This is a genomic window from Nocardiopsis sp. NPDC006938 (assembly GCF_042869555.1).
In the GTDB taxonomy this organism is placed as follows: Bacteria; Actinomycetota; Actinomycetes; order Streptosporangiales; family Streptosporangiaceae; genus Nocardiopsis.
Genome location: NZ_JBIAGA010000004.1, coordinates 22,934 through 37,789, shown reverse-complemented (window position 1 = coordinate 37,789; position 14,856 = coordinate 22,934). Strand labels below are relative to the sequence as shown.

Sequence of the window (14,856 nt, the reverse complement as noted above, 5' to 3'; positions counted from 1 at the left end):
GTACGGTCGACGGGGTGCGCGGGAGTCCCGGGCGCCCCGTCGACCGTACCGGTCCGCGAGCCGATCCGGGCCTCACCTCGGCCACGCGGCGGCCGGGGCCGGAGGACGGCGAGGGGTTCGCGCGTAGGCTCGTGCCCACCGGTGTCCGCGCCCCGGACCCCACCTCCCGGAAAGGAGCCCCCGTGCTCCCCCACGTCACCGAGCCCGACGCCGTCGCGGCCCTGACCTTCGGCGAACGTACGCTGTCCTACCCGGAGCTGTCCGGCGCGGCCTCCCTGGTGGCGGCCGCGCTCCCCCGCGAGGGGCGGGTGGCGGTGTGGGCGACCCCCACACTCGAAACCTGTGTGGCGGTCACCGCCGCGCTCCTGGCCGGGGTCGCGGTCGTCCCGCTCAACCCGCGTTCCGGCGAAGCGGAGCTGCGGCACGTACTCGACGACAGCGTCCCCGTGCTCGTGCTGTGCGCGCCCGACGACGCCCTGCCCGCCGCCGTGGGCGCGCTCCCCCGTCTGGACGTGGACGCCTCCCCCGCCCCGGAGGCGCCCCCGTTCTCACGCGAGGTGGACCCCGAGGCCACCGCCCTGGTCGTCTACACCTCCGGTACCACGGGCCCTCCCAAGGGCGTGCTGCTCTCACGGCGCGCCGTGGCCGCCACGCTGGACTCCCTGGCCACGACCTGGGAGTGGACCGACGAGGACGTCCTGGTGCACGCCCTGCCCCTGTTCCACGTGCACGGACTCGTCCTGGGCGTCCTCGGGCCCCTGTACCTGGGCGCCCACCTGGTCCACCTGGGCCGGTTCGAGGTCCGCGCGCTCATCCGGGCCCTGGAGGCGGGCGCGACCATGCTCTTCGGCGTCCCCACCATGTACCACCGGCTCGCCTCGGCCGTCGAGGACGACCCCGCCCTGGTCGCGGCGCTGGCCGGGGCCCGACTGCTGGTGTCCGGCTCGGCCCCGCTACCGCTGCCCGACCACGAACGGCTGACCGCCGCCACCGGGCGCCGGGTGATCGAGCGCTACGGCATGACCGAGACCCTCATGAACACCAGCGTCCGCCCGGACGACTCCGGCGGCACCGGCACCGTGGGCCCGCCGCTGGACGGCGTGGACCTGCGTCTGGTCGACGACACGGGCGCGGAGCTACCTCCCGGCTCGGAGGAGATCGGCGAGGTCCAGGTCCGCGGACCGAACCTGTTCTGCGGGTACCTCAACCGGCCCGACGCCACCAACGAGGCGATGGACGGCGACTGGTTCCGCTCCGGGGACATGGCCGTGCGCGACACGCGCGGACGCGTCCGGCTGGTCGGCCGCGCCAGCACCGACCTCATCAAGAGCGGCGGATACAAGATCGGTGCCGGAGAGGTCGAGAACGCGCTGCTGACGCACCCCGGGGTGGCCGAGGCGGCCGTGACCGGCGAGCCCGACCCGGACCTGGGCGAGCGCGTGGTCGCGTGGGTGGTGGTGGCCGGACCGGTCCCGCCGACCCTGGCGGAGCTCGCGGACCTGGTCGGCGCGCGGTTGGCGCCGCACAAGCGCCCCCGCCGCCTGCGCCTGGTGGAGGCGCTGCCCCGCAACGACATGGGCAAGGTCCTCAAACGGGAGCTCGGCCGCTGAGGCCGCTGACCGCGGCCGGGGCGGTGCCCGCGCGAACCGCCCGACAGCGTCCGGGCCCCAGGGGTTTCACCCGGGGCCCGGGCCCGGCTCAGAGCCGCACGTCCTCACCGAACCACGGCTCGACGATCCGGTCGTAGGTGCCGTCGTTCAGCGCCATGGTCAGCCAGTGGTCCACGTACTGCTTGAACACGTCGTCGCCCCGGGGCAGCATGAACGCCTTCTCGAAGAAGTCGAACGGCTCCTCGGGGTTGACCGCGCACAGCTCCTCGTACTCGTTGGCCACCCACAGCACCTCGGAGGCGTCGGTCGTCATCACGTCGGCGCGGCCCGCGACGATCTCGTCGAAGATGGTGTTGTTGTCGTGCGTGAGGAGCTCGCCGTCCGGGTAGTGCTCCTCGGCGAACACCTGGTTGGTGCCCCCGCTGGGCATGATCGAGCGCACCCCGGGCTGGTTGATCTGCTCGATGGTGCGGTAGTCGTCGACGTTCTCGCACAGGGTGATCGGCGTCTTGCCGTCCTCCATGAGCGGCGCGGAGAAGTACGCCTGCCGTGCGCGCTCGGTGCTGATCGAGATGCCGCCGACCGCGACGTCGCACCCGGCGAGGAAGTCCTCCATCAGGTCGTCCCAGGTGGTGCGGGTCCACTCGATCTCCACACCGAGGTCCTCGGCGAGGTCGCGCGCCATGTCGACGTCGATGCCGGTGAACTCGTCCGGGTCGGCCTCCAGGAAGGTGAAGGGCCGGTAGTCGCCGGTCGTGCACACCTGGAGCGAGCCGCGCTCCAGGACTGTGTCGAGCCTGCTCTCCCCCGCGTCGGCGACGTCCGGGTGCGCCGAGCCGTCGGGGTCGGTCCCCGAGCACGCGGCGGTCAGGGACACCGTCAACGCGACGGCGGCGGTACGGAGGCGGCGCGACTGGGCTGGCTCTGGTGACACGTGCGGACTCCCCGGCTTCTGTCGAGTGATCCGGGTCATACTAGCCACGGCCGGTCGCGGGCGGCACCGGCGGGCCCGGGTACGCGGAACGGCCCCGCCGGAGCGGGGCCGTTCATCGGAGCGGTCGTTACCGGGGCGAACCGGCCGGGGCATCGGCCTCGCGGGCCCCACCGCCGTCCGTACCGCTCTCGGGGCCGCCGGTCTCCCCACCATCGCGGGTGCCCTCACCGGGCACCGGGGCGGCGGGGGCGAGCCGGTCGCCCTCGATGTCCACGTTCGGCAGCAGACGGTCCAGCCAGCGCGGCAGCCACCAGGTGGCCCGTCCGAAGAGCGCCATGATCGCCGGGCCGAGCGTCATCCGGATCAGGAAGGCGTCGATGAGGATGCCCACGGCCAGCACGAACGCGATCGGCTTGAGCATCTCCACGTGGCCGAACACGAACGACGCGAACACGCTGATCATGATCGCGGCGGCCGCCGTGACCACACGCGCCCCCTGCGTGAAGCCGGTGGAGATCGCCGCCATCGGCTCGGCGCCGTGCACGTGGTCCTCCCGCATACGCGAGACCAGGAAGACCTCGTAGTCCATGGCCAGACCGAAGAGGATGCCGATCATCAGGGTCGGCATGAACGCCAGGAGCGGCCCCGGCTCCACACCGAACAGCCCGGCCCCGTACCCCCACTGGAAGACGACCACGGTCAGGCCCAGGGAGGCGCCCGCGCTGAGCACGAACCCCAGCGCGGCCTTGACCGGCACCAGGATCGAGCGGAACACGACCGTCATGAGCACCAGGGCCAGGCCGATCACCACGGCGGCGAACACCGGCAGGGCGTCGGCGAGGCGTTCGGAGACGTCGATGGCCATGGCCGCGGCACCGGCCACCACGATCTTCGCGCCGGTCTCGTCCTCGATCTCGCCCCGCAGGTCGCGCACGTCGTGCAGCACGTCCTCGGTGGCGGTGTCCGAGGGGCCGGTCTCGGGGATGACCACGATGATCGCGGTGTCCCGCACGTCGCTGAGCTGGGGCGGGAACACCTCCGCGACCCCGTCGACCTCCTCCATGCGCTCGGCCACCTCGTCGGCGGCGGCGGGCATGTCCGGCAGCCCGGTCAGGTCGGCCACCACGGCGAGCTGTGCGGTGTGTCCGGGACCGAACTCCTCGCTGATGATCTCGAAGGCCTGGCGCTGCGTGGTGTCGGTCGAGCTGGTCTCGTCGCTGGGCAGGCCCAGGTGCATACTGCCCAGGGGGAGCAGGAGCGCCCCGAGGACGGCGGTCACGCCCACGATCGCGATGATGGGACGCTTGATGACCATGCCGATCCACCGCGCGCTCATGGTGCGCTCGGAGACCATGGCCCGCTCGGCGCGGCGGCCCAGCACCGGCAGGCGCCCAGCGGTGACCCGGTGGCCGATGAACCCGAGCAGGGCCGGGAGCAGCGTGATCGCGACGAGCACCGCGACCGCGACCGTGACCATCGCGGCCACGCCCATGAGGGTCAGGAACGGGATCTGGACCACCGACAGCCCGAGCAGCGCGATCACGACCGTGATCCCCGCGAAGACCACGGCGCTGCCGGCCGTGCCGATGGCGCGGGCCGCCGACTCGGCGGGGTCCCAGCCCTGCGCCACCTGCTTGCGGTGGCGGGAGAGCACGAACAGTGAGTAGTCGATGCCCACGGCGATGCCCAGCATGAGCGCCAGGATCGGGGCCGTACTGGTGAGTTCGATCAGGCTGGACGAGGCGTAGAGCAGCAGCATGCCCACACCCACGCCGATCAGGGCGAGCAGGATGGGCAGACCGGCGGTGACCAGGGCGCCGAAGTTGATGATGAGGACCACGAGGGCGGCGACCAGGCCGACGACCTCGCTCGGGCCCATGATGGCGGGCACCTGCTGGGTGATGGAGGGACCGCTGAACTCGACGTCCATCCCGGCGGCGCGGGCCTGGTCACCCGTGTCGAGGATGGCCTCGACGGTCTCGGAGGGGACCTCGCCGTTGCGGAACTCCAGCTGGACCTGGATCATCACGCTGTCACGGGTGTTGGAGAGCTGCGGCACCTGGTCGAGGATCTCCTCCTCGTCGAAGTCGGGTGCCTGCTCGGCGACGGCGGCGAGCGCCTGGGCCTCGGCCTCGACCATCAGGTCCTCCACGACCTGGTCGCGGTCGGGCGTCTCCGGCGGGACCAGACCCTCGACCTGTTCGCGGGCGGCCTCCAGGGCCTCCTCCTCGCCCTCGGCGATCCCGTCGTCGTACTGCTGCCGGGCGTCCTCCAGAATCCCGTGCGGGCTGAAGACCTCGTCGACGCCCGGAACCAGCGCCAGTTCGTCGGCGGTGGCCCGCACGGCGTCGGCGTACTGGTCGTCCTCGATGACGTCGGAGCCGTCGGGAGCGCGCAGCACGGCGGTGACGGACTCACCCGTGGTGGAGAACCGCGCCTCCATCAGGTCGGTGGCCTGTTCCGACTCGGTGCCGGGGATGCTGAGCGCGTCGTTGAGCGGGGCGCGGAACACCAGCGCCGCACCGCCCGCGAGCACCAGGACCAGCAACCACGAGAACACGACCAGCCATCGTCGTCGGTAGGCGAACCCACCCAGACGATAGAGCAGCCCAGCCATACTCATTCCCCTCAACCCCGACGTACGCTTCCGTTCCAGCTCATACGACGCCGATGAGGCGAACTGCCGAAAACCATGAGAGTTCGATGAGAACGGCGCGCCGCCGGTGAGATCGTCGTCACGTCGACCGGTGTCCGCGCCGCCGTCCGGGGCGGGACGGGACGGGAAGCGCAGGATGACCGTGGTGCCCCCCGCCGCGGTGGAGGAGAACTCGGCCTCGCCCCCATGGGCCCGCATGACGGCCCGGACGATGGGCAGTCCCAGCCCGCTGCCGGGGCGTCCGGTGGCCGCCGAGGCCCGGTAGAAGCGCTCGAACACGAACGCCGCGTTCTCCTCGGGGACCCCGGGGCCCTCGTCGGCCACCTCCAGGACCACGCGTCCGTCCGTGCGGTACAGCCGGACGGTCGCCGGCCTGTCGGCCGGGGTGTGCACGCGCACGTTGGCCAGCAGGTTGGAGACGGCCTGGCGCAGTTCCGGTTCGTCGCCGACCACGAGCCCGTCCGCGGTGACGTCGGTGCGCCACTCGCGTTCGGGCTGGGCGGCGCGGGCGTCGGAGACGCTGTCGGCCACCACGCGGCCCAGCGCGACGACCTCGTACCGGGGCGCGGGCCGTTCGTCGAGACGGGCCAGGTAGAGGAGGTTGTCCACGATCGCGGCCATGCGCTCCGACTCCTGCTGGGAGCGAGTGATGACGTCCGGGCGCCGGGCGACGTCGACCACCCCCTGGGCCACGAGCTGGAGGTAGCCGCGGATCGACGTGAGCGGGGTGCGCAGTTCGTGCGAGGCGTCCGAGACGAACCGGCGCAGCCGCTCCTCGGACCTCTCGTGGGCGTGGAGGGCGCCGCGCAGACGCGCGAGCATACGGTTGATGGACAGCGTGAGGCGGCTGATCTCGTCGGCCGTCCCCGGGGCGGGCTCGGGGACGCGGCGTTCGAGGTCGCCCCGGGCGATCGCCTCGGCCGTCTCCACGACGTCGTCCAGCGGGCGCAGGCCCCTGCGGATGACGGCGGTCCCGGCGGCCAGCGCGAACCCGAGCATGACCAGACCGACCACCACCTGGATCGCGACGAGCCGGTGCACGGTGGCGATGACCGGGCGCAGGGGTTCGCCCAGCAGGACGACGGCGTCCTGCTCGGGCAGTCGCAGCACCTTGACCCGGTACTCGTCCCCCTCCCGTTCGACCGTGAACACGCCCTCGGGGGCGCTGTCGGTGTCGATGTCGCGGACCAGCGTGGGCCCCGAACCCTGGAGGCGGTGCACCTTGGGGTGGCTGTCGCCCGGCACCCGGGTGACGAACTCGGCGATGAAGTCGCCGGGGGCGCGGATCTGTTCGACGAGCTGGTCGGGGCTCTTGGTGAAGATCTCGTCCTGGTTGGCGCGAACGAACGACGCGCTGGTCTCGATCCGCTCGTCCAGCCGGTCGACCAGGTAGGAGCCGAGGAAGGTCGAGCTCGCCACCGCCACCACGCTCAGCGCGAGCAGCATCAGGACGGCGTTGACCACCACCATCCGGCCGCGCAGGGTCCGCCACGGGGCCCTCACTCGGGATCGCCCTCGCGCAGCGCGTAGCCGAAGCCCCGCTGGGTGCGGATGAGGTTCGGGCCGTGGGCGCCGAGCTTGCGCCGCAGGTACCCGACGTAGGTGTCGACGATGTTGGAGCCGCCCGTGTAGCCCTCGCTCCACACCTCGTCGATGATCTGCGGGCGCGAGAGCACCCGTCCGCTGTTGAGCATCAGGTAGCGGAGCAGGTCGAACTCGGTGCGCGAGAGCGGCACGGGGTGACCGGCCCTGCGCACCACGCAGGCACGCTCGTCCAGTTCGACGTCCGCGAAGCGCAGGACGCCGTCGCCGGGGTCGGGGGCGTTCCCCGGGCGCGTGCGACGCAGGACCGCCCGCACCCGCGCCACCAGTTCGTCGGTGTTGAACGGTTTGGTGACGTAGTCGTCGCCGCCGTAGGTCAGACCCGCGACGCGCTCGCTGTGGGCGTCCTTCGCGGTGAGGAAGACGATGCCCAGGCCGGGCCGGGAGCGCCGCAGCGCGCGACACACGTCGAACCCGTCCCCGTCGGGGAGCATGACGTCCAGTACGACCAGGTCCGGCCCGAAGAGGTGGGCGGCGGTGTGCGCCTCGGCCGCCGTGGCGGCGGTCCGCACCTCGAATCCGTGGAACTCCAGCACGGTCGCGACCATGTCGAGGATGTTGGGTTCGTCGTCGACGACGAGGATCTTGGCTTGCATGATCGGTCCATCACAGCCGAAGGGGATGAGAGAGCGATGAGAGCCCAGGTCACGGGCTTGTCGTCGCCCGCACCCGGGCCCGATGGTAACCCCGCGGCCCGACCGGGACGGCCATCCGGCGGTTGCCCCCGCCTTCGACCCAAGGCAGAGTAGGAAAAAACCTAGGAAGGTTAGGAACATCATGCCGCGTGTGGGACTCACCCGGGACACCCTGGTGTCCGCCGCCGCCGACGTCGCCGACGAGATCGGGTTCGACCGCCTGTCTCTGGCTGTCCTCGCCGAGCGGTTCGGCGTGCGTGACGCCAGTCTCTACACGCACGTGAAGAGCCTGGCCGACCTCAAGGAGAGCGTCGCGCTCCTGGCCCACGACGAGTGGGCCGACACCCTCGGGCGTGCGGTGGCCGGCCGCTCCGGGCACACGGCGCTGCGGGCCTTCGCGGACGCCTACCGAGCGTTCGCGACCGGCCATCCGGGCCGCTACGCCGCCACCCGCCACCCCGTCCCACCCGAACGGCTCGACGCGTCCACCGGGGTGACACGCATCATCGACACCTGCTTCGCCCTGCTGCGCGGCTACGAGCTGACCGGGCAGGACGCCACCGACGCGGTCCGCCTGCTACGCAGCACCTGCCACGGATTCAGCGACCTCGAGGCGGTCGGCGGCTTCACCGCCGACCGCGACCTGGACGCGTCGTGGCGGCGCTCGATCGACGCTCTCCACCACGTTCTGACCACCTGGTCAAAGCCCTGAAACCGAAGAGGAGCCCCCCATCGACACGCTCACCCTCGACGACTCCACCGTCGGCTACGACCGCAGCGGCACCGGCCCCGGCCTGCTCCTCGTCCCCGGAGGAGCCGGACACGGCGGCGTCCTGGAGCGGTTCGCCCTCCGCCTGGCCGACCACCACGACGTCGTCACCATGACCACCCGCGCCGCCTCCGCGCAGCGGGGCGGGACCGCGGGCAACCAGTCCCCCACCGCCCACGCGCAGGACGCGATCGGCCTGATCGACCACCTCTTCGACACGCCTCCGATCGTGTTCGGCTTCAGTTCCGGGGCGGTCACGGCCCTCGAACTCCTGGCCCGCCGTCCCGACCGCGTCCGCCGGGCCGTCGTCCACGAGCCTCCGCTGGTGAACCTGCTCCCGAACGCCCCGGCCTACCGCGCCGCCCTCGAAGCGGTCCGTGACGCCGCCCTCGCCGGGGACCGCGCCAAGGCCGATGAGCTCATGAACGCCGCCATGACCGCCCCGGTCCCCAACGACACCGCACCCCCCGAGGTCCGCCACACCGGCACCTGGACCGAGGGCTACGCCGACACCGCTCCCGAACCCCCCTCCCCCGCGCTCCTGGAGCTCTTCGCGAGGACCGAGGGCCTCCACCGACTCATGCTGGAGCACATCCTGGTGCCGTTCGCCTCCCACGAACCCGATCCGGCCGTGCTCCGTGCGCACGGGGATCAGCTCGTTCCGGTGGCCGGTGTCGACTCCCGGGGTCAACTCCCCCATCGCGCCGTGTCCGCCCTGGCGGCGGGGCTCGGCCTTCCCCTAACCGAACTCCCCGGCGGCCACCTGGGCCCGGTCGAGCGCCCCACCCAGTTCGCGGCCGCCTTCACCGAGCTGTTGGCGACCCTCTGACCCCGGTGCGCCGGGGGCGCTCGCCCTGGGGCGGTGCGGAGCCCTAGTCGAGGGCGCACCGCGTCCCGGGCGCGGGCAGCGCCCCGTCGACGAAGTACCGGTTCGCGTGCCCGACCACACACGTGTTGGTCTCGAAGAAGTACAGGCCGTGGCCCCGGCCCTCCACGGTCACCACCACCGATCCCGGCACGTGGTCGGCCACCGGGGCCGTGTAGGGGTACTCCAGCTCCGATGCGGCGACCAGGAACGGCGGCACACCCTCCGCGTCGATGGGCCCGGGCGGGTTGACCCCCTGCTCCGGCCAGGCCGCGCACGGCAGGTGGTGCAGGCTCCGGCCGTGGCCGAAGTTCTCCGAGACCGCGACGGCGCGGTCGGTGGCCTCCCGGTACCCGGCGAAGTCGTCGAAGGGCGCCCAGTCACCGCAGATGTCGGCGACGACCGTGTTCGGCTCGAACATCGGCCCTCCCAGGATCTCCAGGAAGGGGGTGGCGTCCCCGCGCTCCAGGGTCCGGGCGACCGTCTCGGCCAAGCGCGGCCACACCGCTTCGGAGCGCAGCAGCGCGGCTCCGGCCAGGGACAGCTCCGCGCGCCCGAACCGGGCCCGCCCCGCGTGCAGCGGCTCCTCGGCCGCCGTGTCAAGGAGGGTGCTCCAGCGCTCCTGGACGTCCTCTCCGTGCAGGGCGCACCCCGGGTCGTCGGCGCACCAGCGCCCGAACCCGGCGAACAGCTCCTCCTGGCCCAGCAGAAGCCGTTCCTCGATGACCGCCGGGTCGCTCACGTGGTCCACGGTGCTGTCCATGAAGACGGCCCGGAGACGCTCGGGGTACCGCTCGGCGTAGGCGGTGGCCCGCACCCCTCCGTAGGACTGCGCGTAGAGGCTGAGCCGCTCCTCGCCCAGGGCCACCCGCAGGGCCTCCATGTCCCCGACGTGCTGGGAGGTGTCCATGCTGGCGAACATCACCGGGTCGCGGTCGCGGCACTGGTCCATGACGGCGCGGTACTCGTCCATCCTCTCGTCGAACTCCTCCTCCGAGCCGACGTCCCGGTAGACGGGACCCAGGTCGCCGCAGACCTCGTGCGGGAGGAGCCCGGCGGTGGCGCCGACGGTGCCGCGCGGGTTCCACGCGACCACGTCGAAGTCCGCCCTCAGGTCGGTGAGGGTCTCCCGTTCGAAGGCCAGGTCCTGGACTCCCCCGGCTCCGGGCCCTCCGGCCACGTACAGGACCGTGCCCCGGCTGGCGCCGTCACCGGTGTGGGGCAGGGTGCCCACCTGGAGGGACGTGGAGCGCCCGGCCGGGTCGCCGTGGTCCACCGGAACCTCGATCCCGGCGCACCACAGGTCCTGCGGGATCTCCAAGGGGGGCGCCTCCACACCCTCCGGAGGCGGCGGGAGGAGGTCATCCACGGTGCACTCTCGCCACTCGGGCCCCGTCATGGGCGGGCCCCCGGCGTCGGCGCCGGGGTCCGCCTCGGCCCGCCCCGTGAGGGCGGTGACGGACGCGGTGAGCAGTCCGAGGGCCGCCACGGCGCAGGCGACGGCGGTCAGGCGCCTTCTCCCGGTTCTTCCGGGGGCCGGACCCTGCGGGGGGTCGGAGGCGCGGGGGTCGGGGATCGGCACGGAACTCGGCATCGCTGGGCCTTCCGGTCGGTGGTTCGGAGTGGCCAACGTAGGAGGCCGGTCACGCGCCGGTCGTCTGCCGAACCGCATAGGGACCGCGAGGAAACACGTCGAACGGGGACCGCGAGAGCACATGGGAGCGTTCCCAAATACTCTCCGAAACCCCCTTGTGACACCCCGGAGCGCGACCGTACAGTCACCTCACACCCTCCAGCGGGGCGTGCCGACCCCCTCGGACCCGCGCGAGACCCGCTAGCCCGCGCGTGCCGACGGACCCGGCTCCGCCCCCCGACCCCGGGAGCACCCATGAGCCGACGACCGACCACGAGCGCCGCCGCCGTGCGCCGCACCGTGACCACCACCGTGGGGCTGGGAGCGGCCACCGCCCTCCTCGCCACCGCCCTGACCTGGACAGAGAACAACGTGACCGACCACAGCGAACTGACCTCCACCGACACCGCACAGGCCGCGCTGGTGTGGTCCGACGAGTTCGACGGCGCGGCGGGCCAGGCCCCCGACCCCGCCTACTGGAACCACGAGACCGGCGACCACGGCTGGGGCAACGAGGAACTCCAGAACTACACCACCAGCCGGGACAACTCCGCCCTGGACGGCGAGGGCAACCTCGTCATCACCGCCCGCCAGGAGGCCGACGGCGGCTTCACCTCCGCCCGCATGACCACCCAGAACAAGGTCGAGCACGCCCACGGCCGGGTGGAGGCCCGGATCAAGGTGCCGACCGGACAGGGCGTGTGGCCCGCCTTCTGGATGCTCGGGGCCGACTTCCCGGACACCCCCTGGCCCGACTCCGGCGAGATCGACGTCATGGAGCACATCGGCAGCGAACCCGGGACCGTCCACGGCACCGTGCACGGCCCCGGCTACTCGGGCGGCGACGGCGTGGGCGGCTCCTACGACCACCCGGACGGCGGCGCCTTCCCCGACGACTTCCACGTGTACGCGGTGGACTGGGCCCCCGGCTCCATCACCTGGTCCGTGGACGGCGTGCCCTTCCAGACCGTCACCCCCGCCGACGTCAGCGGCGACTGGGTGTTCGACCAGGAGTTCTTCCTCATCCTGAACGTCGCCGTGGGCGGCCAGTGGCCCGGCTACCCGGACGAGACCACCTCCTTCCCCCAGGAGATGGTCGTGGACTACGTCCGCGTCTACGACACCGAGTAGCGCCCTCGCCGTCCGAACGGGCGGGGTCCACGGCGCTGTGGACCCCGCCCCCGTGCACCGACCCGCGGCTCCGGCCCCGGCCCCGGCGCACGGTTCGATACCCACGGGTATCCGACACCCGCGGCCATGCTAGGTTCGCCCGGTGGACACACCGCGCCGACCCGCCTCCCGCCTACCCCGCGCGCAGGTGCGCGGCCGCCTGCTCACCGCCGCCGCGCGCGTGTTCTCCGAGCGGGGCTACGCCCACAGCCGCGTGGACGACGCGGCGCGCGCGGCCGGGTTCACCAAGGGCGCCGTCCACTCCGACTTCGGCGGCAAACAGGACCTCTTCGCCGCCGTCCTGAGCGAGCGTTCCGAACAGAGTCCGCCTCGACCACCGTCCTGGCCGGATTCGCGGCCCGCCTCCAGCACGAGGAGACCCATGAACCCGCCGACCACCCGCACCGCGCTCGCCGCCGGAGGCGCCCTGCTCTCCCTCGGCCTGATCACCGGGTGCGGTGAGATCACCGGTCTCGGCCAGCCCGAACTCGGCGATCCGGAGGAGAAGACCTACGACGACGTGCCCACGCTCCTCATCGTCGAGGTCGACAACTCCTCGGTGGAGATCGTCCCCGACGACACCGAACAGGTCCGGGTGGTGCGCAGGGACTCGGGCAACGCGGGCGGGGACTGGGAGCTGACCGGCGACACCCTCTCCCTGGAGATGACGTGCGGCGCCGTCTCCGACTGCCAGGTCCGCTACCAGGTCTTCGTCCCCGCCGACACCGCCCTGGCCGTGGAGACCGACAACGGGCCCGTCTCCGTGTCCGGCTTCACCGCACCGGTCGAGCTCACCTCGGCCAACGGCACGCTCGACGTCGCCGACACGACCGGCCCCCTCACCCTGACCTCCGACAACGGCGACATGAACCTCACCGGGATCGGCTCGGACACCCTGAGCGCCGCCACCGACAACGGCAGCATCGAAGCGGTCTTCACCGCACCGCCCACCGAGGTGGAGGTCAGTACCAACAACGGCGACGCGACGGTCACGCTGCCCGGCGGCCCCTACGCGGTGTTCGAGACCGTCGACAACGGCGTGATCGACAACGACCTCCCCTCGGACGACTCCAGCGACAGCACGGTCACCGCACGGACCGACAACGGGACCATCACCCTGCTCACGGCAGACTGAGCCGCCCGATGGCCGACGCGCCGCGCGCGGAGGTACCGGGAGCGGGAGCGCCGACCGCACACCCCGGCCCTCCGGGGCGCCGCACGCTCACAGCACACTCCACCGGGCTTCGAGGCGGCGCAGGAACACGCACAGGGGAAACGCGTCGAACCGCATCCGCCCCACGCTCTGTCCGGGGGTGAAGCGGGCCGCGAACTCGTCCAGGACCTCCGCGATCACCAGGGCGTACGCGGGCGACAACACCAGCCTCCGAGGCCTCTGGATCGGCCAGGACGAGGACTGGTAGTCCTCCAGCGCATCCCATTCGTCCGGTTTCTGAGGGGCCTCCTGTCGCCCGAACCGATCCCGGAGCCTCCGGCCCTGCTCCTCCAAGGACACGACCATGGCGGCATCACGCACTTGATCAACGGAGGGTTCCACCCCCTCCGTGGGCTCCACCCACGCGGGTTCCGGGCTGCCCTCCAGAATCCGCGACACCCTCCGGGCCACGTCCGCCACCGTCACCGAGACGCTCATCTCCCGATCGGCGATGATCTCCTCCCGCGAGGGCACCGCCTCGGCCGCGGCCCCGGCCAGCTCACACAACCTCCGGTAGTCGGCCTCGGACACCGCCCGCTCCCGTGTGGGCGTGTCGGCGGCCACCGGCTCCGCCACCGCGCGACCCGGAGCCCCGTCCCCCAGGGGAGCGCGCAACTGGGCGGCCAGGTCGCGGTAGGCCTCCGCCAGTTCCCGGCTCTGGGGGCCGAAGGTCACCGCCGGACGCCCCGGAGCCAGACGGGAGTCGAACTCCCCCCTGAACATGAACCCGAACATCATGTGCCAACCGGTCGTGAGGATCACCGCGCTCCCCGGGGCCAGACTCGGATACCCCGACGGACCGATCACCGGCGCGATCTTCGGCCCCCGGGTGATGCGCTGGTGCCAGTCCTCGGCCGCGTCCCTCAACGTGATCGGCTGCCCCTGAGGCCCCCGCCGCGACAACAGGTGATGGGCGGGGTCGAAACCCTCCAGCGCCGCGACGTCCTCCTCCGCCAGACGCTCCAGCTCCCTCTCCAGCTCCGACCACGCCCGACGCAGGTGCGGGGGCCACTCCTCACCCAGCCAGGGATAGATGTCGTCCTGTGCCCACATCATCTGTGAGGCGGCGGTACGGACACGACGAAAATGCTCGGCGCGCTGCTCGTTCACACACTCTCCAAGGGGAATCCGGAACGGCCGTGCCCCTCCCGTCCCACGGGTCCCGGCGCCGCGCCGTCACCCGGGAGGCGTCACGCCATGACCCACGGAACCCCGGACTCGGAGGGGCGCGGTTCGGTGGGGAGTGCCGCGGGGCGCGCCCCGGGGACTCGACGAGCCAGGACGCAGGGGCTCCGGGGACGAACGGTAGCGGCTCCACGGGCGCAGGGTCCGTCCCCGGACCGCGGCCCGCGGACGGCCGCGGCCCGGGGGCCCGCGCGTCGACCTAGTCGACCGGGAACACCGGACCGGTGCGGAATCCGGTGGCACGCACCGACTGGGTGACCTCGATGTCGTGGTTCTCCGCCAGGGAGGCGAAGAACGCCTGCGCGGCCGCCTCCAGGTCCTCCGTCAGACTGGACGCCTCCACGGTCAGCTTGATCACCTCGGTCGGGGCCTGCCCCTGGTCGACGAGGATCTGGTAGGTGGTCGCGAGGTCGTTCCGGTACTCGTACACGTGACTCCTTCGTGCGCGTGGGGGGATCACACCCGGCCGGGGGCCGGCGCCTGGGGCACGCCGGAGCCCGAACCGGGTTCCGTTCGCGGAGGACCTGACGGGCGACCACGCGGCGGCCTTCCCCAGGGAAGGCGGCGGGGGCGCCGTGGAACGC

At 72.4% G+C, this 14,856-nt stretch carries 11 protein-coding genes; 5 read left to right on the top strand and 6 right to left on the bottom strand.

Going from position 1 to position 14,856, the window contains the following annotated elements; genetic code table 11:
- The first annotated feature begins 182 nt into the window (after positions 1-182).
- Positions 183-1,610 (top strand): acyl-CoA synthetase, encoded by a 1,428-nt coding sequence (locus ACFYL4_RS07630; protein WP_387517241.1) that lies wholly within the window; start codon positions 183-185, stop codon positions 1,608-1,610.
- Positions 1,611-1,698: 88 nt separating this feature from the next.
- On the opposite strand, the gene ACFYL4_RS07625 is transcribed toward ACFYL4_RS07630, so the two are convergent.
- From ACFYL4_RS07625 to ACFYL4_RS07615, 3 genes are all read right to left on the bottom strand, one after another.
- Positions 1,699-2,544 carry a transporter substrate-binding domain-containing protein gene (locus ACFYL4_RS07625; protein ID WP_387517239.1) on the bottom strand — a complete coding sequence of 282 codons (846 nt, stop codon included), beginning with the start codon at positions 2,542-2,544 and terminating at the stop codon, positions 1,699-1,701.
- Between the two features lie 127 nt (positions 2,545-2,671).
- Positions 2,672-6,703, bottom strand: a complete 4,032-nt coding sequence (locus tag ACFYL4_RS07620) for an MMPL family transporter (RefSeq protein WP_387517237.1) — start codon at positions 6,701-6,703, stop codon at positions 2,672-2,674.
- Complete coding sequence (locus tag ACFYL4_RS07615) at positions 6,700-7,398, bottom strand: response regulator transcription factor (RefSeq protein ID WP_357767814.1); 699 nt, start codon at positions 7,396-7,398, stop codon at positions 6,700-6,702. The genes ACFYL4_RS07620 and ACFYL4_RS07615 overlap by 4 nt, the downstream gene beginning before the upstream one ends.
- A gap of 181 nt (positions 7,399-7,579) precedes the next feature.
- On the opposite strand from ACFYL4_RS07615, the gene ACFYL4_RS07610 reads away from it, so the two are divergent.
- Positions 7,580-8,149 carry a TetR/AcrR family transcriptional regulator gene (locus ACFYL4_RS07610; RefSeq protein WP_387517235.1) on the top strand — a complete coding sequence of 190 codons (570 nt, stop codon included), beginning with the start codon at positions 7,580-7,582 and terminating at the stop codon, positions 8,147-8,149.
- Between the two features lie 19 nt (positions 8,150-8,168).
- Complete coding sequence (locus tag ACFYL4_RS07605) at positions 8,169-9,035, top strand: alpha/beta fold hydrolase (RefSeq protein ID WP_387517787.1); 867 nt, start codon at positions 8,169-8,171, stop codon at positions 9,033-9,035.
- A 43-nt stretch (positions 9,036-9,078) separates the two neighbouring features.
- Here ACFYL4_RS07605 and ACFYL4_RS07600 read toward each other — a convergent pair whose 3' ends face one another.
- Positions 9,079-10,665: an alpha/beta hydrolase gene (locus ACFYL4_RS07600; protein ID WP_387517232.1), complete on the bottom strand. Its 1,587-nt coding sequence runs from the start codon at positions 10,663-10,665 to the stop codon at positions 9,079-9,081.
- Between the two features lie 294 nt (positions 10,666-10,959).
- Between ACFYL4_RS07600 and ACFYL4_RS07595 the strand changes: the two genes are divergently transcribed.
- Both ACFYL4_RS07595 and ACFYL4_RS07590 read left to right on the top strand, forming a co-directional pair.
- Positions 10,960-11,835 carry a family 16 glycosylhydrolase gene (locus tag ACFYL4_RS07595; protein ID WP_387517229.1) on the top strand — a complete coding sequence of 292 codons (876 nt, stop codon included), beginning with the start codon at positions 10,960-10,962 and terminating at the stop codon, positions 11,833-11,835.
- Between the two features lie 142 nt (positions 11,836-11,977).
- On the top strand, positions 11,978-13,009 hold the full coding sequence (locus tag ACFYL4_RS07590; protein ID WP_387517226.1) for a TetR family transcriptional regulator: 1,032 nt from the start codon (positions 11,978-11,980) through the stop codon (positions 13,007-13,009).
- Positions 13,010-13,096: 87 nt separating this feature from the next.
- Here the strand turns inward: ACFYL4_RS07590 and ACFYL4_RS07585 are convergent, their stop codons facing one another.
- Together ACFYL4_RS07585 and ACFYL4_RS07580 are read right to left on the bottom strand one after the other, a co-directional pair.
- Complete coding sequence (locus ACFYL4_RS07585) at positions 13,097-14,197, bottom strand: hypothetical protein (RefSeq protein WP_357765097.1); 1,101 nt, start codon at positions 14,195-14,197, stop codon at positions 13,097-13,099.
- A gap of 274 nt (positions 14,198-14,471) precedes the next feature.
- Entirely contained in the window at positions 14,472-14,702 is a 231-nt protein-coding gene (locus ACFYL4_RS07580) for a hypothetical protein (RefSeq protein ID WP_357765100.1), read from the bottom strand.
- Positions 14,703-14,856 lie beyond the last annotated feature (154 nt).